Annotated in this window: 19 protein-coding genes and 1 pseudogene; 10 read left to right on the forward strand and 10 right to left on the reverse strand. The window is 46.2% G+C overall.

The genetic code is table 11. The features are described 5' to 3' along the window. Positions 1-335 (reverse strand): annotated as a pseudogene (locus QUA03_RS03235) (photosystem II q(b) protein); the annotation flags it as partial. A 219-nt stretch (positions 336-554) separates the two neighbouring features. Further along, positions 555-2,300, reverse strand: coding sequence for an alpha/beta hydrolase (locus QUA03_RS03240; RefSeq protein ID WP_333209622.1), 1,746 nt, complete (start codon positions 2,298-2,300; stop codon positions 555-557). Positions 2,301-2,586: 286 nt separating this feature from the next. Here QUA03_RS03240 and QUA03_RS03245 point away from each other — a divergent pair, with 286 nt between their 5' ends. From QUA03_RS03245 to atpC, 7 genes are all read left to right on the forward strand, one after another. Further along, entirely contained in the window at positions 2,587-3,567 is a 981-nt protein-coding gene (locus QUA03_RS03245) for an Npun_R2479 family HD domain-containing metalloprotein (protein ID WP_333209756.1), read from the forward strand. A 400-nt stretch (positions 3,568-3,967) separates the two neighbouring features. Continuing rightward, positions 3,968-6,199 carry an NAD-dependent DNA ligase LigA gene (gene ligA / locus QUA03_RS03250; RefSeq protein WP_333209624.1) on the forward strand — a complete coding sequence of 744 codons (2,232 nt, stop codon included), beginning with the start codon at positions 3,968-3,970 and terminating at the stop codon, positions 6,197-6,199. A 334-nt stretch (positions 6,200-6,533) separates the two neighbouring features. Further along, positions 6,534-6,947 carry a hypothetical protein gene (locus QUA03_RS03255; RefSeq protein WP_333082927.1) on the forward strand — a complete coding sequence of 138 codons (414 nt, stop codon included), beginning with the start codon at positions 6,534-6,536 and terminating at the stop codon, positions 6,945-6,947. A 2,033-nt stretch (positions 6,948-8,980) separates the two neighbouring features. Next, positions 8,981-9,133 carry a hypothetical protein gene (locus QUA03_RS03260; RefSeq protein WP_333209626.1) on the forward strand — a complete coding sequence of 51 codons (153 nt, stop codon included), beginning with the start codon at positions 8,981-8,983 and terminating at the stop codon, positions 9,131-9,133. Continuing rightward, positions 9,130-9,981 (forward strand): PEP-CTERM sorting domain-containing protein, encoded by an 852-nt coding sequence (locus tag QUA03_RS03265; protein ID WP_333209627.1) that lies wholly within the window; start codon positions 9,130-9,132, stop codon positions 9,979-9,981. Before QUA03_RS03260 ends, QUA03_RS03265 begins: the two co-directional genes overlap by 4 nt. 132 nt (positions 9,982-10,113) lie before the next feature. Then, a complete protein-coding gene (gene atpD / locus QUA03_RS03270; RefSeq protein WP_333209629.1) occupies positions 10,114-11,571 on the forward strand; it encodes a F0F1 ATP synthase subunit beta in 1,458 nt (485 codons plus the stop codon). A gap of 170 nt (positions 11,572-11,741) precedes the next feature. Further along, positions 11,742-12,149: an ATP synthase F1 subunit epsilon gene (atpC, locus tag QUA03_RS03275; RefSeq protein ID WP_006635885.1), complete on the forward strand. Its 408-nt coding sequence runs from the start codon at positions 11,742-11,744 to the stop codon at positions 12,147-12,149. Positions 12,150-12,240: 91 nt separating this feature from the next. Here the strand turns inward: atpC and QUA03_RS03280 are convergent, their stop codons facing one another. Beyond that, entirely contained in the window at positions 12,241-12,540 is a 300-nt protein-coding gene (locus QUA03_RS03280) for a DUF7734 family protein (protein ID WP_333209631.1), read from the reverse strand. Positions 12,541-13,355: 815 nt separating this feature from the next. On the opposite strand from QUA03_RS03280, the gene QUA03_RS03285 reads away from it, so the two are divergent. Further along, the gene (locus QUA03_RS03285) at positions 13,356-16,751 is read left to right on the forward strand and encodes an ATP-binding protein (protein WP_333209633.1); all 3,396 of its coding nucleotides are present in this window, start codon (positions 13,356-13,358) and stop codon (positions 16,749-16,751) included. A 48-nt stretch (positions 16,752-16,799) separates the two neighbouring features. On the opposite strand, the gene QUA03_RS03290 is transcribed toward QUA03_RS03285, so the two are convergent. The 5 genes from QUA03_RS03290 to QUA03_RS03310 all read right to left on the reverse strand — a co-directional run bounded on the left by QUA03_RS03290 (position 16,800) and on the right by QUA03_RS03310 (position 20,949). Continuing rightward, entirely contained in the window at positions 16,800-17,072 is a 273-nt protein-coding gene (locus QUA03_RS03290; RefSeq protein WP_333082922.1) for a peptidoglycan-binding domain-containing protein, read from the reverse strand. Positions 17,073-17,293: 221 nt separating this feature from the next. Next, complete coding sequence (locus tag QUA03_RS03295; protein WP_333209635.1) at positions 17,294-17,575, reverse strand: peptidoglycan-binding domain-containing protein; 282 nt, start codon at positions 17,573-17,575, stop codon at positions 17,294-17,296. A gap of 393 nt (positions 17,576-17,968) precedes the next feature. Next, complete coding sequence (locus QUA03_RS03300) at positions 17,969-19,423, reverse strand: hypothetical protein (RefSeq protein ID WP_333209636.1); 1,455 nt, start codon at positions 19,421-19,423, stop codon at positions 17,969-17,971. A 268-nt stretch (positions 19,424-19,691) separates the two neighbouring features. After that, positions 19,692-20,312, reverse strand: coding sequence for a DUF3177 family protein (locus QUA03_RS03305; protein WP_333045632.1), 621 nt, complete (start codon positions 20,310-20,312; stop codon positions 19,692-19,694). Positions 20,313-20,712: 400 nt separating this feature from the next. Next, positions 20,713-20,949, reverse strand: a complete 237-nt coding sequence (locus QUA03_RS03310) for a Calvin cycle protein CP12 (RefSeq protein ID WP_190662788.1) — start codon at positions 20,947-20,949, stop codon at positions 20,713-20,715. A gap of 304 nt (positions 20,950-21,253) precedes the next feature. Here QUA03_RS03310 and QUA03_RS03315 point away from each other — a divergent pair, with 304 nt between their 5' ends. Next, positions 21,254-21,502 carry a hypothetical protein gene (locus QUA03_RS03315; protein WP_333209637.1) on the forward strand — a complete coding sequence of 83 codons (249 nt, stop codon included), beginning with the start codon at positions 21,254-21,256 and terminating at the stop codon, positions 21,500-21,502. 190 nt (positions 21,503-21,692) lie between these two features. Then, positions 21,693-22,946, forward strand: a complete 1,254-nt coding sequence (locus tag QUA03_RS03320) for an FIST N-terminal domain-containing protein (RefSeq protein ID WP_333209638.1) — start codon at positions 21,693-21,695, stop codon at positions 22,944-22,946. 142 nt (positions 22,947-23,088) lie between these two features. Here QUA03_RS03320 and QUA03_RS03325 read toward each other — a convergent pair whose 3' ends face one another. Then, on the reverse strand, positions 23,089-25,176 hold the full coding sequence (locus tag QUA03_RS03325; protein ID WP_333209640.1) for an iron uptake porin: 2,088 nt from the start codon (positions 25,174-25,176) through the stop codon (positions 23,089-23,091). A gap of 13 nt (positions 25,177-25,189) precedes the next feature. After that, positions 25,190-25,360: a hypothetical protein gene (locus QUA03_RS03330; protein ID WP_333209641.1), complete on the reverse strand. Its 171-nt coding sequence runs from the start codon at positions 25,358-25,360 to the stop codon at positions 25,190-25,192. Positions 25,361-25,802: the final 442 nt, after the last annotated feature.

Below are 25,802 nucleotides of genomic sequence, written 5' to 3' on the forward strand. Positions count from 1 at the left end.
TAAGGGCCGCCGTTGTACAACCACTCGTCTAAGGAAGCTGCTTCCCAGATTGGGTAGAAGTGAAGACCAATTGCGTTAGATGAAGGAACAACTGCACCTGTGATGATGTTGTTACCGTACATCAAGGAACCTGCTACTGGTTCGCGGATGCCGTCGATGTCCACTGGAGGAGCAGCGATGAAGGCGATGATGTAGCAGATGGTGGCGCTGAGCAAGGTAGGAATCATCAAGACTCCGAACCAACCGATGTAAATCCGGTTGTCGGTTGATGTTACCCACTCACAAAAGCGTTCCCAGACGTTGGCGCTTTCGCGCTGCTGTAAGGTTGTTGTCATTGTTTTATGATTGCTGTATTTGGTTGTCAATGTTCGGATGATGTTTATATTATTAACGGTGTTGTTAAGGTTTGTAAAGGGGTTTGACGACAGTTAAACTGATGACTGTGATTAGGAAAGCTGATGAAACCAGAAACAGGGCCGTAGCTGGCGGGGCCCGACGCCATTGCCCCCGCGCGAAAAGATGAAGATAGCGTGCACACGCGGCGCACCTCAACCCTAACGAACGGGAGCGCTCGGAGGCGGAGAAGGTAGAGGAACAGGAGCGAGGACAGGTGGAGAGGCAGGGATGCGAGCAGGTGGAGAAATCCTGAACTGCTGGAGTTGCTGTGGCGTGAGCGATCGCAAAATTCTCAGTCCGAGGGTGTCTCTGGAGATGCTTAAAGCGTAGGATGGCTCCAAATACGGGCGGAAATTGGATTTGTTGTTCAAATAGCTTTCCATGAAAGCTAGGCTGAGTCCGCTGAGGTAGCGGCGGGCTAAAACAGGTTCCGGCCCAATGACCTCTGGTGGTGGCAGAAAGAGGCTTTGAGGGGAATCCTCGATCGTTGAGAAGTGAGTCCCGTTGTTCATCAGCACCAGATATTTGTTGGGCGATGTCAGCCATGTGAACGGTTGAATTTGTTCGAGCAAAGCGGGGGCGACGGTATCGGCGCTGCCTGCGATTAGCATGACTGGGATTTGGATTTTGCTGAGGTTTGTTTCTCCAAGAATGCTGCTAACGATCGGGTTAACGGCGATCACAGCTTTGATGCGCGGGTCGTCGAAATTGTACTGGTTGCGCTCTAGGCCGCGGGCGCGGCACTGCAACAGTAGGGAGAGGTTCCAACTATCGTTTTCGACTCCGCAATCTTTGTCTAGCTGTGCAAAATTAATCCCCGCCCCGGCTAATGCTAAAGCCGTATAGCCCCCGAAAGACTGGCCGATGACACCGACCCGCTGCAAGTCGAGCTGCCCTTGATAGGCAGGATTGGTGGTAGAAAGTTGGGTTAAATAATCGAGCAAGTCTTTGATGTCGAGGGGGCGGTTGATAAATTCTGCTGGTTCTGCTACTTCATTCGCTCTGCCTGTTACTAAGTTTTGGATTTGTTGGGCGTTGCTGCCGGGGTGTTCGGGGACGGCGACCGCAAAGCCGTAGGAGGCTAGATGTTTGGCTAAATACTCGAAGGAAAGGCGATCGGAACCTAAACCGTGGGAAATTACTACTACTGGGGCCGGTTGCGGACTGCCCTGTGGCAGGTAAATGTCCATATCAAACGTGCGAGGGCGATTTGGACTCGTCACAGTTACCGATGATTTTTTCCAAGTATAGGGGCCCGGTAGCTGGGGCTGCAGCATTTCGGCTGGCGGTATGGCGGGTTCTGAGGCTGCTTGTGCTTCGGACAATTGAGCTACTCCGGCGATCGTCTGATTGGAACGGTTGATCAGCGATGTCAGCTCGTTGGCGATACCCAAGGCGCGGGCGATGTCAATCCTGATGCCATAGGTGGGGAATTTCCGCAGCACGTTGAGAATTGTCAGGCCTTCTGGATCTGAGGCTGCTAAAATCAGGGCGGCTCGGATGGCATAAAATCCAGGCTGCCGAGCTTTGGTTTGAATTACTCGGCCCAAGCGTCTCAGCAGCACTTCTCCTTGAGGCGTGTAAAGGAATTGGGCGATCGTCACCTGGCTGATTTCAGCTTTTGCTTGCAGGGCGGTGCGAATCTCAGCTAGCTGAGATTCTTTGACGTACTGAGCGAAGCCGTCCAAGTTTGAGTCTATTTTGCCTTCTTTGGCGAAAAGTGCCAGAGATTCGATGGGAACTGATTCTTCTAGCGGCCCGTAAGTTACGTAAATTCGCTCGGCACCCATTGCCGGTGCGGCAGTGCAAACAGCAGTGAATGCAAACAATCCTAGGTATTTTTGGGCGATCGACCGCCGAGTGCGAAGGGCAGCAGTGGAGAGGCTCGAAAACAGACAGTTCATAACTTTCACACCTAGGACTTCTAATAATTAGTCGGTGAAACGATGTAAATTGTTTCGTCAAAATTTAATGCCACAAAATCGATCTGTTGCTTCGGATGCTTCGGAAATTAGGTTATCTTGGGAAGCATAGCCAAAAAAGCAATTTTCTGACCTGACAAGACTAGCTGAAATTTAAAATTCAACACCGAGGGGTCAAACCTATTGGAATGCCCATTGATTATTTTTTCAGCTATGCAAGATATTTTCGATCAAGTTTGTAACTACAGCCTGAGTGGGAGAATTTATGATGTTCAATGCAACTGCTATCCTGATTGACGCTTTTGTGCAAGAGCTGCAGGCCGGCTACCGTCGCACCTACGGCAAGTACAAGCCTGACTACCCTGAAATTATCGCCTGGGCAGGGACTATGGCTCTGGAAAATATCGCTAACTGCGATGCTCTCTACCACAATGTGGAACACACAATGCTCGTGGCTTTGGTGGGACAAGAGATTCTCCGGGGCAAGCATATTCGCGAAGGCGGAGTGTCGCCGGAAGATTGGCTGCACTACCTAATCTCGCTGCTGTGTCACGATATCGGCTACGTCAAAGGTGTTTGCCGCCAAGACCAAGAAGCTGTGGGACTATATGCTACGGGTATTGACGGGGGCATGGTTTCTGTGCCGATCGGCGCAACTTCAGCCAGTTTAACTCCTTATCATGTCGATCGAGGCAAACTCGTAATTGACGAACGCTTCGGCGGCCACACATTAATTGATGCCGAACAAATCAAGCGCAATATTGAATTGACGCGCTTCCCAGTTCCTGCTAGCGAAACTCATCAAGACCGAAATAATTATTCTGGACTCGCTAGGGCAGCCGATTTGATCGGTCAGTTGAGCGACCCAAATTACCTACGAAAAATAAGTGCTCTGTTCTACGAATTTGAGGAAGTCGGCACTAATAAAATCTTGGGCTACAAGTCTCCGGGAGATTTGCGGCAAAATTACGCCAAGTTTTATTGGAATGGAGTTTTTCCATACATTCCAGCAGCTTTGAACTACTTGGAATTGACCCAGGGAGGCAAACAAATTATTGCCAACCTTTACGCCAACGTATTTCAGGTAGAACACGCTGAACCGCTCGCTTTCACCAAACCGAACGCTCAAGAATTCACCAAATCCCGCGCCAATAGCAACTTTAACGGCGAAAAAGATGGTGCGAATATTCAGCATTCCCTGTCCGGGGAAAACAAGAAATTTACCGAGTTTCCAGACTTAAATTTGTGATTATTTACGCCCAGAATGGGGCATCTATAAAGGCGAGTCAGTGGATTTTAAAATTGATAATTCTGTGTGATATGTTTGGCGCAACGTTCTGCTTTCAATCAGTCGAAGGATTTGAAATTTAATCCATAGATGAATCTGGGATGTTAAACAAGAGTCGAAATTTTAGGCCGACAGGCGTTGCCAGTCGGAAATTAAGTATCCGTTTTTTGGCAGCGTGATAATCAGGATAAGTTTTGATTTTTTAGTTGCTGGAGATTGGTTTTTAGCTCAAATTTAGATTAATTATCTCAAATCTAAAATTGCTCTAGCGGCAGATAGGTTGCTTGCTCCTTTTTTTTGAGCTAAAATCAAGAGTTATCATCAAAAATTTAACATAGAAAATCGAAAACCTTAAATTGATATGGCAGCAGAAATTCAGCAGCAAATTCAACAGTTGAGGCAGCAGCTACAGGAAGCTAGCTATGCTTATTATGTTCTCGATGCGCCGATTATTCCTGATGAGGTGTACGATCGACTTTATCGCCAGTTGCAAGAATTAGAATCAGATTATCCGGAATTAATTACTGCCGAAAGTCCGACTCAGCGGGTGGGAGAACAGCCTGCTACTCAATTTTTTAGCGTCAAACACAATATTCCTCTCTACAGTTTGGAAAATGCTTTTAATTTTGAGGAATTTGCTAAATGGCAGGAACGCTGGCAAAGGGTAGCACCTCCCCTAACCCCCGGTCAAGAGGGAAATGCACCCCCCCTAACCCCCCCTTATCAAGGGGGGGGACTTGATGGCAATGCACCTCTTCTAACCCCCGGTCAAGAGGGAAATGCACCCCCCCTAACCCCCCCTTATCAAGGGGGGGGACAAGAGGGAATAACATCTTCCATTAGCAATCAGGAAAATAGGGAAATTACTCCCCCCCTTAGCAAGGGGGGGCTGGGGGGGGTTTCCTATGTTTGCGAGTTAAAAATTGACGGTTCTGCTTTAGCGTTAACCTATGAAAATGGGGTTTTAGTTCGCGGTGCGACGCGGGGAGACGGCATTGCGGGAGAGGAAATTACTCAAAATGTCAAGACTATTCGCTCGATTCCTTTAAAGCTCAATTTAGATAATCCGCCGCCTGTTGTGGAAGTGCGGGGAGAGGCTTTTTTGTCTTTAGCTGTGTTTGAGGAAATTAATCGGGAACGGGAAAAAGCGGGGGAACAATTGTTTGCTAATCCTCGCAATGCTGCGGCGGGTACGCTGCGGCAGTTGGATTCTAAAATTGTGGATAAGCGACGGTTGGATTTCTTTGCTTATACTCTGCATTTAGATCAGGGTAACGAGGGTAATACGCAGTGGGATTCGTTGGAATTGTTGCGAAGAATGGGGTTTAAGGTGAATCCCAATCGCAAAATTTGCTATTCTTTGGATGAGGTTCGCGAGTATTACGAATATTGGGATACTGAGCGACGGAATTTGCCTTACATGACGGATGGGGTTGTTGTTAAGATTAATTCGGTTGGGCTGCAAAAACAATTGGGTTTTACTCAGAGGTTTCCGCGTTGGGCGATCGCCCTGAAGTATCCCGCGGCCGAAGTGCCTACAATAGTAGAATCTGTCACCGTACAAGTAGGCAGAACCGGGGCTCTGACTCCTGTAGCGGAACTCAAACCAGTACAGTTGGCGGGAACGACGGTTTCGCGGGCTTCTCTCCATAATAGCGATCGACTTTCCGACCTAAATCTCCATATTGGCGATACTGTGATTGTCAGAAAAGCTGGGGAAATTATACCAGAAGTTGTGCGAGTTTTACCGGAATTGCGTCCCCAAAATGCTCAACTTTTCCAAATGCCTAGTTGCTGTCCCGAATGCGAACAGCCTGTGGTTCGGGAAAAGGGGGAGGCCGTTACTCGCTGCATCAATACATCTTGTCCGGCAATTTTGAGGGGTTCGCTGATTCATTTTTGCAGCCGGGATGCTCTGGATATTAACGGTGTTGGCGAAAAGTTGGTGCAGCAGATGGTTGATAGCAATCTGGTGCATTCTGCGGCGGATTTGTACGATTTGACTGCGGAAAGATTGATGAGTTTGGAACGGATGGGCAAGAAGTTAGCAGAAAAGTTGGTAAGTGCGATCGCCCAATCGAAAAATCAACCTTATTCGCGCGTACTTTACGGCTTGGGCATCCGCCACGTCGGCAGCGTGAATGCTCAATTGCTAACAGAAAGGTTTGCAAATGTGGAAGAGTTAGCAGGAGTATCGGCGGCCTCGATTGAGGGCGTTTACGGCATCGGGCCGGAAATTGCTCAAGCTGTTTATCAGTGGTTTCGAGTGCCGGCTAATCAAAGTTTAATTGCACGGTTGAAAACTGCGGGATTGCAATTGCAGTCAGAAGTAAAAAATCCCAATTTAGCCAGCACAAATTTACAACTTGCAGGCAAAAGCTTTGTGCTTACCGGAACTTTGCCCACTTTGAAAAGAGATGAAGCTAAAGATTTGATTCAAAAAGCAGGAGGTAAAGTCACAAGTTCTGTGAGTGCTAAAACTGATTATGTGGTTGTGGGAGAAGATGCAGGTTCTAAGTTAGAAAAGGCTCAATCTTTGGGGATAAAACTACTTTCGGAATCGGAGTTATTAGAACTGCTATCGAGACCATAAATGATTGGTGAAAGTCAATATATCTCTCTTTTTTCTTTCTCTGCGCCCTCTGCGCCCTCTGCGGTTCGTAAAAAAGCTGATTCACTTGAGCCGTTTTCCGAGAACATCGCCAACCATTCTATTTCCCTAGGTGGAAAATAGCCCCTCGCGAATTGGGCAATACCTCAAAAGGCATAGAAATTGCGCTCGCACTTGGTCAATATACCTACTTCCCCGGCGGTGCTGCCCGCATCGGTTGTCGGTACTGGCTAGTTTTGCTAAAATTTGATAAAGTTTGCAATAGCGATCGCAACTGCCCGCTTAGCCAAATCCCAGCAATCATAGGAGATACATTATGTCTGAAATTCCAGCAGAACAAACACAAACAAACTTGACAACTCCAGAAATAACTACCGAAAGCTCCATTTCTGGAGTGGAAAACGTGAAAAATAGTTTGGGAAACGTCCTAAATAGTTGGAAGTTGAAAGCAGGATTAGCCGTTGCTGTACTTTTGGGAGTTTTGCTATTTGCTTTCTACTGGCAGCATATGATTGCAGTGGTAGGTATGAAGAGTTGGTCGGCGCGATCGGGAGCTAACCCGATCGAATGTATGGTAAGAGATACTAATAATGACGAGTATGTCAGTTGCAGCGCCCTCCTCGATCAGCAGATTGTCCCTCTTGAGTGCAGTTCGAGTTTGTTCAATATCGGCTGTCGAGTCAATTACGGAACTGCTGCACCAAATCCGAGACAAGTCAACCCTAGATAGAGCATCTGCGGGTTAGAGATGATTGTTCAATGAACAGATTTGCTGCTTAAAATATGGGACTTACAAAAAAAATCTCACCGTAAAAATACTCCACCAATAAGGATGAGAAAACTTTTGTTTTTCTCGTTGTAAATTAGCAGGTAATGAAAGTTACCTGCTATTGCCATGAGGTAATCTGTGATAGATGATGTGCGCCAGTATATTAATGTGAAGATTTCACATTTAGTATGGGTATCAAAGCATCCTCAGCTACTATAATAGATCAGTGCGCTCGCCCCTCATGATTGCTGACTATCTTTAATAACATTTTCTTCTATCATTGAAACCTGAAAATGATCGAGATTAATGGCTACGAGATTCTCACTCAAATCTACGAAAGTATCAACTCCACCGTTTATCGAGGCATCCGCCAACAGCACAACTAAGCCGTCATCTTTAAATTCCTCAAAGAAGACTATCCTACCCCCCTCCGCAGGGTAAACGCATCTTAACTTTAACCCAACATATGTTACAATTAAATCCGAGTAAATTTTAATGTAGTTTATTGTAGTTTATTGGTGCTATCAAGGGCCAGAGGTTTTAGTAAAGCTGTAAATTCCCGACAAAAACAAATAGATTCATTGGCTTACCTGAATATTTTAAATGCCAGTTTTTTAGAAGATTTTGCCAAGTTGAAGAACCCAAGAATAGAAAGAAGTCAATAACATTTGCTCAAAGATATTAGATCTATTGCGATTTTAGCTGTCATCAGCGGTGTCGACTGATGGGCAGGAATATAAGCTTATGGTAATGCCAAATATGAATGGTTGAAAAGCTTTATATAATTACCGAATGGTATCATCTCATGACAAGTTTAGTCTCCTTATTTGCCAGAATTGAACCGCCGCAGTTTCAAAAATGTTTTTTGAGTTAGGTAAATGCGATAGTCCGGGAAGTCTAACTAGAAGTGATTGCCATTGATGGCAAAACAATGAAACAATCTTATGACCGCAATGACCAGCAAAAAGTGCTACATATAGTTACTGCCTAGTCTTCATCTCATCAATTATTTTTAGGCAAAAAAGGGGATAAAATTTTTCATGAGCTAACAGCAAATCTTAAGGTTCTGATTTCATCTGCTCAATTCGGGTGAAAATTAAGAATTTCAAGAAGGTTTTTTTAGTTGTTTAGTAATTTACAAATTCACGCTTTTGTCACATTAATTGAAATGTGTTGGCCCTGATTATATGATGACTTTTCTCAACTCCTTGTGTAAAGCTTGATTGAGATTCTCTTACCCTGAAGATTGTGTTTAAAGTGCGATCGTATTTATTTCTACTATGTTTACTCCTCAAAATTTCTCATGTCAATAGGAGCAGCCTATTTTTGGCGATCGAATAATTAGGAATAAAAAAATGAAATGTATGTTTTTAATTACTATGCTTTACGTAAAAACAGTTTTTTTACTAGGAATCAGGCGCGGGAAATTAAACTTGGTTTCTTTTTTTGACTTTCACTGCTTCCCTGACCCAATTACCTTAAAAAACCGGGTTAAAGCGTCCGGGACTGTTGGTGAAAATATGGCACAGAACGCGAGGTTTATGGGTTTAAAAAAGTCTGAATTTTAGTCAAGACTACGTAAGTAGCACTCGCCTATTATACAGCTTGCTTAGATTGGCAAAAAACTCGCTCAAATTCCTACTCGCGGCCGCTGCCGCTTATTTTTGCATCCGGCGAGCAGCTTGCAGCGCGCTTTGAGGAGCAACTAACCGAACAGCCGAGTTTCTCTCAAAAACTTTATATTTTATGGATTAACTTTACTAAAACTTTATAAACCGCGAGCAAAAATTTTATGTATTTTTGATGAAAGCCAATATTTGCAAGTCTTACACTCAACTTGAGAGCGTTACCGAAACCAAGTAAATGTAGTAGGTTGGAAGTCTACGCAGGATGAAAATCTTGCTCTGACAGATTAAACTATGCCAGTCTGGTGTCAGTGAAAACTCTTAGAAGAAGCACTCATTTACTCCAAAACACCCTTAAGTGACATCTGTATGTATATTCACTGGTGTGGAGCCTCTTCTTTAGGTTTGACGATCGCCCTAAATATAGCAGGCTCGCGATCGTCTATTCGCGTCACGGCAACATGGCATTTAGGGCATTTTCCGCCTTACTACCTAACAATACTGGAGGAATCAGGGTTATGACTACCTTAACGCTAGTCAAAAAAACATCTTTTACAGTCGCCAGCTTGGCAACCACAATGTTGCTCAGCATCTGCACGCCCGTCCGAGCTTTCACGTTTGGCACTGCCGGCATCCAGTTCGATCAAGATACCAATATAAACTTTTCATTCGACCGATCTCGCAGCCCTTACCAGTCAAACTTGTGGGTTGCCCAAGCTGAGCCAGAAAACAATGGCTACACCAACATCGCTAGACTGTTTTACGAGACTAAAGCTTCAGATAACGGCTCTGCCAACAACTGGGAAGGAACCTTCGGCAACGCAGTCACCTCCGAAAACGGCTCCATCACCCAAACCTTCAGATTTTTGAAGAATCAAACTTATGCCCTGCTGCTGTGGAGCGACACGGGTAGTGGCAACTCTCGCGAGCAATACGTCTCGTCAAGCACCTTCATGAACAGCACCCTATGGTGGACCCCCGACACCCAGTTCCGAAGAGATGAATGTGGGGTGGCCGGATGTCAGCTTGCTGTGTTTGGTAACTTTATGCTCAACCCCAACTCCAGCGACTCATTTACAAACATCAACGGCGGTAAAGGCCCAGAGCAATTTTCATCCCTCACAATGGCCCAACTGGCTAATGGCACACAAATCTCCTTCGACGATTTGCACGATGCCAAACCAGGAACCGGGCTTGACTTCAAAGACTTCACCGTGTCGGCTCAGTCAGTCCCCGAACCAGTCCCCGGACCAGTCCCCGGACCAGTCCCCGAACCAGTCCCCGAACCAGTCACAGTATTCGGGACTATGCTGGGTATCGGGGCTTTGGCTGCGACTCGCAGAAAAAAAAAGCGAGGGCAGGAACCCTAAAAATGACTCTTAACGAGCCCCATACAAATCTAAATAGTGCGTCTGTTCAGTGGTAATCTGAGGAATAGCATTTCTAAATGTTAAGACTTTTTCCATAACGGGAAAAATAGCATCCTAACAAAGGCACTATTCATGGTATCCACCGCAACAAAAACGAACGTAGGCTACATCACCCAAATCATTGGGCCGGTTGTAGACGTAAAATTCCCAGGCGGCAAACTGCCCCAAATCTATAACGCTCTCACGATTTCCGGCAAAAACGAAGCAGGTCAAGACATTGCCGTTACCTGCGAAGTTCAGCAACTGCTAGGAGACAGCCAAGTGCGTGCAGTTTCCATGAGTACCACCGACGGCTTGGTGCGTGGCATGGAAGTAGTAGATACCGGGGCATCGATCCAAGTTCCCGTCGGAATCCCAACTCTCGGCCGGATTTTTAACGTCATCGGCCAACCCGTAGACAACCTCGGCCCGGTCAATACTTCCGAAAGTATGCCCATCCACCGCAACCCGCCGGCTTTCACCGAACTGGAAACCAAGCCTTCGGTGTTTGAAACGGGGATCAAGGTGATTGACCTGCTGGCCCCCTACCGTCGCGGCGGCAAAATCGGTTTGTTCGGCGGCGCAGGCGTCGGCAAAACGGTGATTATGATGGAACTCGTGAACAACATCGCCAAGGCTCACGGCGGCGTGTCCGTGTTCGGTGGTGTGGGCGAGCGCACCCGCGAAGGTAATGACCTCTACAAAGAAATGATCGAGTCGGGGGTTATTAACGAAGAAGACCGCAGCAAATCAAAAATTGCTCTGGTTTACGGTCAAATGAACGAGCCGCCTGGTGCTCGGATGCGCGTGGGCCTGTCGGCTCTGGCGATGGCCGAATACTTCCGTGATGTCAGCAAGCAAGACGTGCTGCTGTTCATTGACAATATCTTCCGGTTTGTGCAAGCGGGTTCTGAGGTATCGGCTTTGTTGGGTCGGATGCCTTCGGCTGTGGGATATCAGCCGACTCTCGGTACAGACATGGGCGACTTGCAAGAACGGATTACTTCGACTACCGAAGGTTCGATTACTTCGGTTCAAGCTGTGTACGTACCTGCGGATGACTTGACTGACCCCGCACCGGCTACGACTTTTGCTCACTTGGACGCTACAACTGTGTTGTCTCGCGGTTTGGCTGCGAAGGGGATTTATCCTGCTGTTGACCCGCTGGATTCTACGTCTACGATGTTGCAAGTTAGCGTTGTCGGCGAAGAGCACTATGGTGTTGCTCGTCAGGTGCAGTCAACTCTGCAACGCTACAAGGAATTGCAAGACATTATTGCAATTTTGGGCTTGGATGAGCTGTCTGAAGATGACCGCTTGACCGTTTCTCGCGCTCGCAAAATTGAACGGTTCTTGTCTCAACCGTTCTTTGTGGCTGAAGTGTTCACCGGTTCCCCCGGCAAGTACGTCAAGCTGGCAGACACCATTAAGGGCTTCCAGATGATTTTGGCTGGTGAACTTGATGATTTACCGGAACAAGCTTTCTATTTGGTGGGCGATATCAACGAGGCGATCGCCAAAGCTGAAAAAATGAAAGCTGACGCCAAGTAATTTTAGTCATTAGTCATTAGTCATTAGTCATTGGTCATTAGTTGTTAACAGTTAAAAGTTAACAGTTAACAACTAAGTGACTGATGATAGCCGACGGCTGACTAATGACTAATTACTAATGACTGCTGACTGCTGACTGCTGACTAATGACTAATGACTAAGGACAATTTATGACATTAACTGTGCGCGTAGTGGCCCCAGACAAAACTGTTTGGGATTCTAATGCTGAAGAAGTAATTCTGCCGAGCACCACAGGCCAACTGGGTATTTTAAGCGGTCACGCTCCAATGTTGACAGCTTTGGATACCGGAGTGATGCGCGTCCGTCCCGGCAAGGAATGGGTGTCTATTGCTCTGATGGGTGGCTTTGCAGAAATCCAAGAAAACAAAGTTACTATTCTTGTCAACGGCGCTGAAAAAGGCGAAACCATTGATAAAGAAGCTGCTCGTACTGCTTACACCGAGGCAGAAGCTCGTTTGGAAAAGGCTACTAGCGGCACTTTGCAAGAGCAAATTCAAGCTAAGCAAGCAATCAAACGCGCGAGAGCTCGTTTCCAAGCTGCTGGCGGCACGCTCTAGCTCTAAGGTTAAGGACATAGTGCTTTTGTAGTAGGGACACAACAATGTTGTGTCCCTACTGTTTTTCTCGCGTTGTGTCCCTAATGTTTCGCTAAACTCCCGCCTCGGACAATAGAGATTGCATTGTTTCCCAAGATAACCCCTGCTGAAGATAGCGGGGGTTATTTGGATTGTAGGGACTCTCCACGCGATCGACACTGACAATTTTTGCTTCCTCCGGCAAAACAGGAACATCTGGATCGAAAGCGGTCGCTCGCGTCAGGGAGCTAGAAAAGCCTTTAAAAATAGCAATTTCATCGAATTCGCCGTCAATTTCGGCCTTAACGATTAAAACTTCGTGCGATCGTTTTACCGTGTATTGTTCCAAGCGACGAGCAATAGAGTCAGCCATAGCAAATCTCACTTTCCTGAAATCTGCTATAATATAGCTTAATTTTGTGGCTGATTTCAGGGACAGCCCGCTAAATTTTTATTTTTAATTCGACCTTTTTTAACCGCAGGAAGTAAGCACAAATCATATAAATTTTGTAAAAAACATCTGCAATATTTCCCGTCGGCAAAACTTACTTGTTCAATATTTTACAGCATATTCTATGTAGATTTAGTATGGAGAAACCGGGTTTCGATCAACAGAATCAGTACCAAATGGGAGAACTGTAAAGAAACCCCGTGAGAGCGCGGTTTAATTCATCAACCTAGAATATTCTGTATGATGCAGAAACAGAACAAAGCATTCAACTAAAACAGGCAAATGCTGCTGAATTTCAAAAATGTCTGGAGCTTTATTTCTAGAAAAATTTTCCTGAGACGCAAAAATTATTCAATAAGATTTGCGAAAGAAAGCCTCAAGATAAGTTAGCAGCAATTTACTCTCAGCGCTCTCTAAAGAATGGAATGTCTGGAGTGCCTGAAGGATAGTGGGGGATAGAAGCTTTGGATGAAAAGTAGTGATACAGATATATTGTATGTGAACATCGGTAGGGACAAAGAAATGCCTTGTCTGGCGCGGAGAGGAGCACACGGGAATCCCGTGTCTCTACGGTTCGCTTTGACTTTTAATAATTTGGTATAAGATGAAATATTGTAGAAACGAGATCGGCTCTTCCTTGTGTAAGTTGTGTTTAAGTACAAAATGGTTTATAATGCTTACCAGCGGTAAGGACTCGCTCCAAGTATTAACTGGGTTTTTCAACCTAAACTAATGTTATGTCCACTCCTTCTCTCAAGCACTTAGTGGGAAAACTTTCAAGAAAAGCAACGCTGCAAACCGTACTCATAGTTCCGTTTGTCTTGCAAGTATTTGCAGCGGTGGGTATTGTAGGATATTTATCATTTAGGAACTCTCAAAGAGCAGTGAATGACCTGGCGGATCAATTGATGGGGGAGGTGAGCAATCGCATTGAGCAAAATTTGAGAACTTATCTGCAAACTCCGCACCAAATCAATCAAAGCAAGCTGGATGCGGTGAAACTGGGTTTTGTAAACATGAAAGACTTGTCCGCTTGGGAAAAGTATCTGTGGCGACAAGTGCAATTATATCCTTATATCAATTTTACGTCGATCGCTAATCAAGATGGAGAATATCGCACTGGCGAAAAGATGTCTAACGGCACTTTATTGATTAACGCATCGGGCCCATCGACAAATTTTGATTTTTATTCTTACAATACTAATGATACGGGCGATCGCACTACAGTAGCCGCCGCCGTTAAAAACTTCGACATCCGGCAGCACCCTTCCTACGCCTATGCAGCTCTAGAAGCCAAACCAACTTGGAGCTCAGTCTATATATCCTTCCTAGAACCCACCTTGATTCTCAGCGCCCTGCAACCAGTTTACAACAGCCAGAAACAGCTAGAAGGAGTATTAATTGCTGCGTTACGTCTCGACAGTATCGGTCAATTTTTAAACAGCCTCAAAATAGGTAAATCTGGTCAAACATTTATTATCGAAAGAAACGGCACGCTGCTGGCAACTTCCACACCCGAAAAACCTTTCCGCAGCCAAAACGGTCAAAAAGAACTGTTTAAAGTTACAGAAAGCAGCGATGCAGTAACGCAAACTACAGCTAAATATTTAGAAACTCACTTTCAAAACTTCCACCAAATTACAAAAGCCCAGCAAATAAATGTTGAGATAAACGACCAGAAGAAATTTTTAAAAGTCCTGCCCTTCCAAGACGACAAGGGTTTAGATTTGCTGATTGTAGTCGTCGTTCCAGAAGCCGACTTTATGGAACAAATTCATGCCGGCAACCGAACTACAGTTTTGCTATGCTTGGCAGCTTTGGGCATGGCAACTGTGTTAGGGCTTCTCACTTCTCGCTGGATTATCAAACCTCTTATAAAATTAAAAAATGCAGCAATAGCTTTATCTGAAGGACAATTTGACCAAACTGTAAAGCTTGATCGCTCCGACGAGTTGGGCGTACTTGCCGCTGCTTTTAACAGCATGGCAGCACAACTGCAAGCATCTTTTACTGCCTTAGAAACTAAAAATATCGAATTGCAGCGACTCGACAAACTGAAAGACGAATTTTTAGCCAATACTTCCCACGAACTCCGCACTCCCCTCAACGGCATTATTGGGATTGCAGAATCTTTAATAGACGGTGCTACCGGACAACTGCCAGACTCAACAAATTTTAACTTAGCTTTGATTACATCTTCAGGGAAAAGATTGTCTTCTTTAATTAACGATCTTCTGGATTTTTCTCAGCTCAAACACAAAAAGCTCGAACTGCAAATTAAGTCCATCGGCCTTCGAGAAATCGTCTCTGTAATTCTCACTTTGTCTCAGCCATTAGTAGGCAAAAAAAACTTGCAGTTGATTAACTCAGTTGCTCCTGAATTGCCGCCAATAGCAGCAGACGAGAATCGGTTGCAGCAAATACTTTACAACTTAATCGGCAATGCGATTAAATTTACCGAAAGTGGCAGAGTAGAAATTTCAGCAGAATTGGTAACTGGCAAGGCACAATCACCCCTTAATTCCCAATTAGCAATTACTGTATCCGACACCGGTATTGGCATCCCCGAAGATAAATTAGAGCGAATTTTTGAATCCTTTGAACAAGCTGACGGTTCCACTGCTAGAGAATATGGCGGCACTGGTTTAGGGTTAACGGTTGCCCAACAATTAGTGGAATTGCACGGAGGTAAAATTTGGGTATCTTCAACTGTAGGCGTCGGTTCCCAATTCATATTTACTTTGCCCCTATCTGAGAGTCAACCGGATGTTAGCAGCCTGCAGCCGCTTTTAAGCGAGAATTCTCCCGTTTTTATCACTCCTGAATTGGGCCGCAAATCATCTCTAATAAATTCTCCGATCTCAGACAATAGCGACTTGCTAGAAACTGAAAAAATAAAAGTTTTGGTAGTCGATGATGAACCCATTAATATTCAGGTTATCATTAACAGTCTTTCTATAGAAAACTACGAAATAACTCAAGCGAGCAACGGCTTAGAAGCTGTAAATCTGATTGAATCAGGATTTAAGCCGGACTTAATTTTACTCGATGTAATGATGCCGCAGATGACGGGTTATGAAGTGTGTCGAGAAGTCCGCAAAAAATACTCGCCGTTAGAAATGCCGATTCTGATGCTGACGGCCAAAAATCTAACTACCGACTTGGTAGAAGCTTTTAACTTAGAAGCAAATGATTATGTAACTAAACCTTTTATCAAAAAGGAATTGTTGGCGAGAATTAATACGCAAATTCGCCTAGCAAAACTGAATGCAGCCTACGGCAGGTTTGTGCCACACGATTTTCTAAACTTGCTGGAAAAGCCGAGTATTATTGAAGTAAAACTAGGCGAAAATCAGGAAAGAGATATGACAGTGCTGTTTGCTGATATTCGCTCGTTTACGGCGCTTTCAGAACAGATGACACCACCTGAAAATTTTGCATTTATTAATACTTATTTGGGAAAGGTTAGCCCTGCCATCAGGAAAAACAACGGGTTTATTGACAAATACATTGGTGATGCAGTGATGGCACTGTTTCCTACATCTCCTGATGATGGTGTACGAGCAGCAATTGATATGCAGAAAGAAGTGAATATCTACAACCAGCAGCGAGAAAAAAATGGCTTGTTTCCGATCGCGATCGGCGTCGGTTTGCACGCGGGCAATTTGATGTTGGGTACAATTGGCGAACGAGAACGGATGGAAAGTACGGTGATTGCTGATGCCGTCAATCTCGCGTCTCGTTTGGAAGGATTGACTAAGGTTTACGGATCGGGCATTCTAGTTAGCGGTGCAATTATCGATCGCCTAGACGATCCAGAAAAATATAAGTACAGATTTGTCGATCGAGTAACGGTGAAAGGAAAGACAAATGCTGTGTCGGTGTTTGAAATTTACGATACAGAAACAGAGGAAAGCATTGTACTCAAGCAGCAAACGGCGGAGGTTTTTCAAGAAGCTCTAAATTTTTACTACCAGCAAAAATTTGTTGCCGCCCAAAAAGTATTTCAGAATATTTTACAAATCAATCCGGACGATCGGGTAGCAATGCTGTATTTCAAACGCTCTCGCAAGTATCGAATGTACGGAGCCCCAGAGGGGTGGTCTGGGGTGGAAACTTCGACGGAAAAATAGGGCGCACACTGCACGCCCTACTCTCTTTAACAGATGGTTGCACAAACTTTAAAATATATTTGTACAAACACCCAATTTATTCCATGTTTTAGGGCCGACAATGCCATCAGCAACGATTTGTTGTTTGTTTTGAAAATTGATAACGGCTTGTTGGGTTTTTGGGCCAAATCCTCCATCAGTATTTACAGAAAATCCGCTGGCGTTCAAGAGTCGCTGAAGATAGCGAACGTCCTCATTTTGGGTGACGCCATCGTTGCGTTTGAGTAGGGGAAAATAACGGCAGGAAGGTAATTCAGTGCGAATTGCGTTTGTGGTTTGCATGGTTTAATTCTCCATTGGTTGTTTGCAAGTTGTTTAAAAGCAGAGAAGTGCGGAAAAGATGTTAATTAATAGTCCTGGATGCACTTTTGACGGGCATAAACGAGGTTTCGGCTTCGCTCAACCACTAGGTTTTTTAGCGTTTATGAGGGCGGAAAAAAAGTATTGCTGTGAAAAAACCTTGTTTCTTGCTACCCGTGGGCCTAGGATTAGTTAACTTGGATTTAACATCCGGGTTCACCTGTATAACAAGCGCCTAATAGACTCCAAGTTTGAGGGCCGACAATACCATCAACAGCAATCTTATTATCCTTTTGAAATTTGATGACTGCTTGTTCGGTTTTTGGGCCGAAGAATCCATCAGTTGAGACGGGATATCCGTTTTTAACTAAGGATTGTTGGAGATAGCGCACGTTTTGATTGGCAGTGGTGCTATTATTTCGTTTCAGTGTGGGTAGTGAAGAGCAAAGAGGCAATTGAGCGTAAATTGAATTTGTGGTTTGCATGGTTTGATTGGGGATTAGTGGTTTGCAAGTCGTTTGAACTTGCTATTCCCCAGTTGTAGCTGTGGGGGGAAGTGCTTTAACAGTCGCTTTTTATAGTGACGCTTATCTGGGGTAGCTCAGATGAGTGACAGGCAGCTATCAAATCCGTTTTGTATAAAATAATTGTCAAAGGCAAACAGCAGCTAATTTCCATTTTTTATCAACTTTTAGCATCTTTGCCGGAAGCCCCACACCATACCTGTAGGGCTGTTGGTGTCGGGATGGATAGGCAGATTGACCTAGGTTGGCTAGGCTAGGCAATCAATCCTGTCACGGTGTAATCGCTCCACTCTTGTATAAGCTGAGTAATGGTCTTTTCTATAGAGGAGGCAAAAATACTGTATTTAAAGCTAGTTAACCATGTGAGCGAAAAGGCCGATCGGGAAAATAGCTCTGGGGTTGGGACTTTAACTTAGAAGTGATATCGTAGAATCGGTAGATAGTAGATTTCCGGCTGTCAAACAACTTGAGAATTGAATCAATGACAATTTCTGTAACTATCGGGTTAAAATCGGAAATAAAGTCGTCGGCGTTGAGATTTTCTCGAAAAAATTCCTTAGCTCGATCGCACTGATACCGCATTTCGTCAAAGCCAACAATTTTTACCACAAACGTTGTCAGGGGCGAACTCTCCAAATCGGTATTAGAAGTGCTTTTAGCCCGCCCATTTTCTAATAAATTCAATACTTCCGCTTCTAAACTAATTTTAGGTTTATAAGGTTTCTCTATTTCGGGAAAAAAGCTTTCCAAGCGCACGCAGTTAGGAGCTTGAGCCGGAATTCCTCCCATCATCATCGCCAGAGAAACCTCAATCTCCAAATCCGAAGAAAGAGCTTCTAGTAGGGCTAGGGCAGACAGTTTGCACCCCAAATAAAGCTTCGCAATTTCGATATTGTACTTAGCAGTAGCTTCCCAGCGCTGATAGGTGCGATCGTCTGGATATCCCTCAAACTGTCGGAAAATTATTTCTGGCTTAAGATAATTCAGAAAACCTTCCATCTTGAGCAAAGCAACTCGGTAGTCGCGAACCGTGTAAAAACCCCAGCAGATGAGATTGTGATTGGTTTCCGGCAGTAAATTCCAGGTATTTGCCAAAAAATGGGCTGAACTATGGTGAGCAAAACTCATCACATCCCGGTTAGAGATTCGCACAGCTTTTTTCACCGTTTCCCGCATTTCCCCGTCAGTCAAACTGAGGTTAAACAGGCTATTTATTGCTTGCAAGCGGTCATAAAGGCGCTGGCTTACCGTTACTCCTGCATCGGCGGCGCGAAACGGAATTGTTGCTTCAATGCAGCCTGCAATTTGGAGCAATTGCTCGCGTGTGAGAAATGGTTCTAGAGCTTTTGCTGCTACGACAGCGCTGAGAAATTCGTTTTGTCCAGCGAAAGGATTGAGGACTTCGCCCGGTTCAAAATTGAATACTAGCATCACCATCTCGAAGGTAGCATCGGCAGACAGTTCAGATTTATCCCGAATTTGTAGTTGTTTGTTAACCTCTTTTGCAACAGGAGTGATGTAGTAGCTGACGTTAAAGTTAATGCTGCGATCCACTTGCACGTAGACGGTATCGTGAAATAAAGCTGCCAAAACCTCGATCGCGTCTTCCTTTCCCCCCACATCAAAAATATGTTCGGGAGTGTGAAAAAACCGCCAGGGCCCCATCATCGGCTGAACAATCAGTTCGGCAATCCGAGCGACTTCACTTGGTTCGACTTTTGCTTCCAGGCGATCGAGCGCCCAAATTAGCCTTTCTAAGCACTGTAAGTAGGCTTGTTTGCTATCCATCACAGTCTTTACCAATAACATTGCTGTCAGTCGATTTTAGATTTTAGATTTTAGATTTTAGATTTTATCCACAGATGAATCTGGGAGTTTGTACCTGAGTCTAAAATTTTTATATCTCCACGACAGGAGTCGTTCGCAAGTACCCGTTTGTGGGCGGTTTACGTCAGCCACCATGCTGTTATTTTGATTCTTTCATAGATGCGCCCGGCTTTTGTGAGTTAGGATTTTTGAGCTTTTTGTTGAAGACTTTAGCGGTAATTTAGGAGGCAAATACTTACTTAAAATCAACTTAATTTCCGGTTGCTGATCTCCCCTGTTTTCCTAGTCTAATTAACACAAAATATGACAAGTAAATTACATAAATTGCTAAACCTATCAGACCCAACAATCCCAAAAATTGAGGGTTTGCCGCAGGGTGAAACATTTGTTTGTAGAGCCAAGGTGGGTCTAACCAAACGCGGCAAAAAGGTTCATCAATGACTTGAATTTGAGATTTAAAAGCACAGCTTAAGAAGGGAAGTTGAGCTAGAGCGCCCAAACCGCTGTAAACAGTAATCGCCCACCGCCAAGCTGTAAAAGCCAGTTTCAGGGGCGACTGCGGTCGATCGGCAATTTCTTCGTTTAAATCCTCCCAAAACCACAGACTAGCAGGAATTAATGCCCTCCCAATCACCGACGATACAAAGCTCACAGGCAGCGCAGCCATCATCAGGTAAAGTGTAATGGCCAGCAAACTCGCCACCCGCCAATAAATAATCGACAAACGGACGATCGCCTCAGCTTTTGCCACAACAGCCCAAATCAGCACTACCAGCGGGATCGAAATTGTTAATAACACAGACAACCGGTAATCCATCCAGACTAGCGGTTGAAACCAAGGCCCGGTGGCTGCCAATAAAAGACTCAACATCTTTGGGAAAATATACTCACTTATTTGTCACAAATTTTACTACAAAAATGCTAAAAAATCAGCAACCAGAACACGGTCTTAATGTTTATAGTTACTGCTACCTTTTCTAAGGTACTTGGCGCGCTTTGAAGGGTACTTGAGACACGATAGACGGCAATACCCTTGAGTTAAAACTGTTTATTCCTCAGATATCTCCTTCCCATCCTCGCCTCCCTTGGGGGATGCAAGAGCAAATTATTGTCCCCCTTGGGGGCGAGGGGGAAGCTGGCGGATTTGAACCGTATTGGGATAGAGGGCCAATCTCGCCATTATTTCAAGACTCAACCCCTAAAATAAAATTCTCCCGCGCCAAAAGTTAGATTTCGGCGCGGGAGGGAAGGCATAGAGCTAAATGGCTCGTTTATTCCTCGTAGATGCGGCACTCAGCAGCGTCAGGATTGTCGTCGCAAAATTTTTCAAAGGAATTCTTAGGTTTGACTTGCTTTTGGTGGGAAGCTTCTGCTTGCAGTTCTTCAACTGCGTCCCACGCCGCCGCGCATTCCCCGGAAGTTGCGCCCTTTAGGTCACAGACGGTACGAGCGCTTTCTAGTTCTTCTTCAATTTTCTCTTGGATGTTGCCTGCGGGTGTTGTTGTCATAAAGCTTGTTGGTATGAATGTGTAGGAGAATATGGTGGTCCCCGACCTATTTCTAGGTAATGTTAGCACGCGCCTTTGTTTAGTGAGCTTGTTCGGCTAACGGCACGTCCTTAACCCAAATAAAGATGTTTAACCGTTAACGACAGAGCAAGGGAGTAGCTAAGCAGCCGCTTGGTGTCATAACTCAAAAAACGTAGACTTCTAAAGTATACGGCGGGTCAACTGTGGTTTAAGTCTTAGGCTCGAAGCGAGCGTGTCTTTAGACCTGGATCGTTGACCTTATTAAGTAAGAAAGGTTTTCTTTTTGGATGTTAGTTTGGGTGGGATTTGCTGTTTCGGTCTGGCAACCCCAGCTAATAATAGCTTGAGATGCGCTGCTGTTGCAGCAGCCCAGAGAGAAACCATCCATAACTGCGATCGCAGCCGCCGTCTCTACTTCCTGCTTTACTCTACCCCGTCGGCGGGGGAAGGGTTCACAGGCATCAATGTAGGTCGAGCTGACCTTACTTTTGATGAAAACATTACACGATGTTGGTGTGTCAAACTGTATTGAGCTTTATCTTTTAAGATTTAGCTGAATACGGCATTTAACACGAAACAGATTAGCGGGACACTCATGTTAACTTATGTTAACACAAGAACGGCAATCGAGGGGGAATCGATCGCCCAAGAATAGCCTCCCCCCAGTGGCCAGTTCCGGTTAGCCTAATGTATAGAGATAGTTTTATAGAGAAATTTGCCTTATGTACACCCAAAACCAAATGCAATGGGTCAGCGCTTTATCAACCCGTCCCTCTTTGGAATCCGCCCTTAAAGAAGTTATAGAACAAGCCGATCGCGACCTAGAAGGCCCGGCTGATTTAGCGCTGATATTTATCTCATCTGCCTTTGCCAGCGAGTATTCTCGGCTGATGCCTTTACTCCGAGAAATGCTGCCAGTGACCGCGATCCTGGGATGTGGCGGGGGAGGAGTCATCGGCACGAACCGGGGCGGCCTCACCGAAGAAGTAGAGGGATCTCCCGCAGTCAGCCTGAGTCTGGCGCGCTTGCCGGGAGTGAATGTCAGAACTTTTCACGTCGGTGCAGAAGAACTGCCGGACTTAGATAGTCCCCCGGATACTTGGGTGGATCTCTTGGGCGTGCCGGCCCAGGAAGAACCGCAGTTCATCATCTTGGCTGACCCCTTTTCCGCAAAAATTAACGATTTGCTCCAAGGGCTAGATTATGCCTATCCGGGCGCGGCGAAGGTAGGGGGACTAGCCGGGGGGGATGGTGCGGGCAGGGGCGCGGCGCTGTTTTGCGACTATCAGCTTTACCGAGAAGGGACGGTTGGGGTAGCTTTGAGTGGCAATATAGTTTTGGAAACGATCGTCGCTCAAGGCTGCAGGCCGATCGGGCATCCTTATCGGGTGACGGAAGGAGATCGCAATATTTTGCTGAAACTCGAAGAACAAACCGACGATACGGGCAGCGCCGGCATCGAACGATCGCCCTTAGAGGCTTTGCGAGAGTTAGTTCAAACTTTGAGCGAAGAAGACCGAGAATTAGCCCAGCACTCGTTATTTGTAGGCTTAGTCAGCGATGAATTCAAGCTGAAATTAGAGCCGGGAGATTTTTTGATCCGCAATCTGTTGGGAGTAGATCCGAAAGTGGGGGCAATAGCGATCGGCGATCGAGTCCGTCCCGGACAGCGCATCCAATTTCACCTGCGGGACGCGCGCACCTCCGCAGAAGACCTAGAAATGCTGCTCAATCGCTATCAGCGGGCCGCCGAGTACAGTGGTACATCCAGCGCCGGCGCCTTGATGTTCTCTTGTCTGGGGCGCGGTGAAGGGCTTTACGGCGAATCGAACTTTGACTCCCGACTGTTTGGCCGATACCTCAAAAACATCCCCTTGAGCGGCTTTTTCTGCAACGGCGAAATTGGTCCCGTCGGCGGCAGCACATTTCTGCACGGCTACACATCCGTATTCGGGATTTGCCGCCAAAATTCATAATTGGTGAACTGATGAGTGTTAACTGTTGACTGATGAGTGTTAACTGTTGACAATCTAAAATCTAAAATCTAGCCACTCATGACCAATAAATAAAAGCGGCAGTCGCCTGCCGCTTTTACCTGTAACTAGATGTCTGGAAACCTTAGAAACTAAAGGTAGTACGGAGGAGTCCGACCCAGATATCCTCGTTGTTGTTGTTGTGTTCCGGATTCAGAATCACGTAAACGCCAGGTGTCACCGAAATAAAGTCATTGACTTGGAAGCGATAGAAACCCTCTAAGTGATAAGAGGTGTTGCGATTTCTGGCGACATCGCTCTCGGTAACTTTTGGCGGTACACCAAAGACGAAGCCGAGGACGTTGCCTTGTCGGGCAAAATCTCCCAGGGCCACAGTGATAGCACCATTCTGGATGGTAGCGTCATTGTTGCCACCCCGCAGTTGTTCAGCCTTCGTATAACCGTACCAACCGCCAATCTGAAAGCGACTGCTGGGTTTGAAGTTAACTTGCACGCCATAGTTATCTGATGCGGTAGGTGATTGATCGAAGGGCCGATTAGCCAACAAACTGCCGACGCCGCCCATGAGGTTAACATCGCCTGCCCGATTGTATTTCCGGGTGTAAGTCAAGCCCAAGTCAAACGGTCTGCTAAAAAATCCGATCTGACCCAGAGCGCTGAAAGAACCGTCGAAAACGCCCCTGCCATCTGCGGGGTTGGGAGCATCGCCGTCGCCTGCGAGATAGCCCGCGGTAGCTCGGAAGCTGCCCAAGTTGAAACTCACACTTGCGCCTGCTCCCTGCGGGCCGCGGAATACGGCCGGGTTGCGAACTCCAAATCTGGAAAGTGAACCGTTACTCGTAGAGTTACCAAAGGTAGAAGCCTGGTCTGCAATTTCATCTAGGTCAAGCCCTTTAGGACCGACAAAGACTGTAGCTTTACCCATCGGGAACCGATAGTACAACTCGTCTAGTGTGAAATTGCTGTTCTCAGCTCCATCAAACGCTAGGCGAGCCATGTTAGTGCCCGTAGCTGTTGCTGCTGAGTAGTTGGCGACGTTGAGGGCTTGCAAGCGGGTTCTGAGCAAGTCTCGACCGGTGAAGCTGGTGTTGAAGTTCAACCGCACCCGGTAGCCGAAGTTGGTAGACGTTTGGTCGTCGCGATCGCGGATATGATTGCCGTTGGCGTCACGAGCTTGTATAGGATCTCCGAAGGTGTCGCTGACAGCAAAAATGGCTTCTCCAGCCAGTTTGGTGGTGGTGGAGAACTGGTTTGCTTCGAGTTCTGCAGTGCGAGCTTCTAGGCCGTCTACTCGTCCGCGCAGGGTAGCGAGTTCGGCTGCAAATTCTTCTTGCAGGCGTTGCAGGATGGCTAAGTCATCTTTGGTAACTAAGTTACCTGTTGACCCAATTAGCTGGGTTATCTGGTCTAAGCAAGCGTTGACGCCGGCTGCAAATTCGTAGCGAGTCAGGGCGCGGTTGCCGCGGTAGGTGCCGTCGGGATAACCTACGATACAACTGTAGCGTTCGACTAGGGATTGCAGGGCTTGGAATGCCCAATCTGTCGGTCGCACGTCGGAGAGCTGAGTGACTGATGTCACCTGGGACATGGTTCCCGACGGTTGAGCCGGCAGCGCTTGGGGAGCAACAGGGACGATGGGGCCGCCCATTCCGGCGGCTGGTGTCTGAGCAATTTCTACCTTAGTAGCTGGGGTAGTAGCTGGGGTGCTGGCGACTGCTGGCACTTCAATTTTCCCAGGGGTTTCTGTCTGGCTGATTTGCTCTGCCAAGTCTGATGCTTGGGGCGAGGATTCGGCTGCGCCAGCCGCTGCTAGGGGTTCAGTCGCTGCTGCGCTGGCCGGAGCGATTGGGGCTGCTAACCCGATGTCGCTCCCTGGTGTTTGCAGTGTTGTTTGCAGTGCTGCTGCGCTGGTTTCTGGTTCGATTGAGGCGATTTTTTCAGCGTCTGCTTCGTTAACGACCGGGGTTTGGGCCGCTTCGACGCTGCTGTTTAAAGCCAGGTTTTCTGGGGCAGCAGGGGCTGCTGCAACTGGTTCTGCAACTATTTCTCCAACTATTTCTGCAATTTTTGACTCAGATGACTGAGCTGTAGCTAGTTGGTTGGCTTCAGGGGTTGCGGTCGCTTCTGCGGCGATCGCAGTGGCACTCATGACTGATGATAGCCCCAGTATTGCCGGGGATACTAGCAGTAAATTCCAAAAAGTTCTGTTCATTTTCCTCACACCTTCACACTCTATTCAACTCGACGAGCAGCAATTCCCAACTGCTATTTTTTGTGGTTGCTTGCCTGTTGACAATAATTGCCAAAATAGAACCTATCCATAACTGTTGATTCACAGTAGGCGTGTCTACTTCTGCTTGAACGTAGGGGGCCCACCCCTTATACCGCCCCGGCATCAATTCAGGTCAAGCCCACATTACATTACAGTTGATTATACCATCACGTGCTAATTTCATCTCTCGATCGCCCGACTTGCTTGAGTTGCTCTACGGGCGATCGACAACTGGTTCTACGGGCTCGACCACAATTTGCCTCTAACTGACAACTGCCCAGCGTCCTCGGTTACGCCAGACTTAATAGACAGTTATAGGTAGGATTGTGGCTGCTTGTCGCATCCCTTATACAGCTTTATATCCTATAATGTCAAGGTTTTTAACCTAACTTTAAACCTCGCGACCCGGCAGGGGCTATTTTCCCGCCATGAGTGGGGAACTGAGAGCTAAAGGCTGGTAGATTTACCCGATCCAAACCAAAGTTCAGGCTTGACCAATGTTGGTTTTTTGATGCCCGCTGCCACCGGGACTTGCCAGGACGATCGCCATTTTTGAGACTAACCGT

This window comes from Microcoleus sp. S36b_A4 (assembly GCF_036700645.1).
In the GTDB taxonomy this organism is placed as follows: domain Bacteria; phylum Cyanobacteriota; class Cyanobacteriia; order Cyanobacteriales; family Microcoleaceae; genus Microcoleus.

Bases quoted from the DNA above. Each gene is read 5' to 3' on its own strand.
- QUA03_RS03240 (WP_333209622.1), bottom strand. From the start codon at position 2,300: ATGAACTGTCTGTTTTCGAGCCTCTCCACTGCTGCCCTTCGCACTCGG.
- QUA03_RS03245 (WP_333209756.1), top strand. From the start codon at position 2,587: ATGTTCAATGCAACTGCTATCCTGATTGACGCTTTTGTGCAAGAGCTG.
- ligA (WP_333209624.1), top strand. From the start codon at position 3,968: ATGGCAGCAGAAATTCAGCAGCAAATTCAACAGTTGAGGCAGCAGCTA.
- QUA03_RS03255 (WP_333082927.1), top strand. From the start codon at position 6,534: ATGTCTGAAATTCCAGCAGAACAAACACAAACAAACTTGACAACTCCA.
- QUA03_RS03260 (WP_333209626.1), top strand. From the start codon at position 8,981: ATGTATATTCACTGGTGTGGAGCCTCTTCTTTAGGTTTGACGATCGCC.
- QUA03_RS03265 (WP_333209627.1), top strand. From the start codon at position 9,130: ATGACTACCTTAACGCTAGTCAAAAAAACATCTTTTACAGTCGCCAGC.
- atpD (WP_333209629.1), top strand. From the start codon at position 10,114: ATGGTATCCACCGCAACAAAAACGAACGTAGGCTACATCACCCAAATC.
- atpC (WP_006635885.1), top strand. From the start codon at position 11,742: ATGACATTAACTGTGCGCGTAGTGGCCCCAGACAAAACTGTTTGGGAT.
- QUA03_RS03280 (WP_333209631.1), bottom strand. From the start codon at position 12,540: ATGGCTGACTCTATTGCTCGTCGCTTGGAACAATACACGGTAAAACGA.
- QUA03_RS03285 (WP_333209633.1), top strand. From the start codon at position 13,356: ATGTCCACTCCTTCTCTCAAGCACTTAGTGGGAAAACTTTCAAGAAAA.
- QUA03_RS03290 (WP_333082922.1), bottom strand. From the start codon at position 17,072: ATGCAAACCACAAACGCAATTCGCACTGAATTACCTTCCTGCCGTTAT.
- QUA03_RS03295 (WP_333209635.1), bottom strand. From the start codon at position 17,575: ATGCAAACCACAAATTCAATTTACGCTCAATTGCCTCTTTGCTCTTCA.
- QUA03_RS03300 (WP_333209636.1), bottom strand. From the start codon at position 19,423: ATGTTATTGGTAAAGACTGTGATGGATAGCAAACAAGCCTACTTACAG.
- QUA03_RS03305 (WP_333045632.1), bottom strand. From the start codon at position 20,312: ATGTTGAGTCTTTTATTGGCAGCCACCGGGCCTTGGTTTCAACCGCTA.
- QUA03_RS03310 (WP_190662788.1), bottom strand. From the start codon at position 20,949: ATGACAACAACACCCGCAGGCAACATCCAAGAGAAAATTGAAGAAGAA.
- QUA03_RS03320 (WP_333209638.1), top strand. From the start codon at position 21,693: ATGTACACCCAAAACCAAATGCAATGGGTCAGCGCTTTATCAACCCGT.
- QUA03_RS03325 (WP_333209640.1), bottom strand. From the start codon at position 25,176: ATGAACAGAACTTTTTGGAATTTACTGCTAGTATCCCCGGCAATACTG.
- QUA03_RS03330 (WP_333209641.1), bottom strand. From the start codon at position 25,360: ATGCCGGGGCGGTATAAGGGGTGGGCCCCCTACGTTCAAGCAGAAGTA.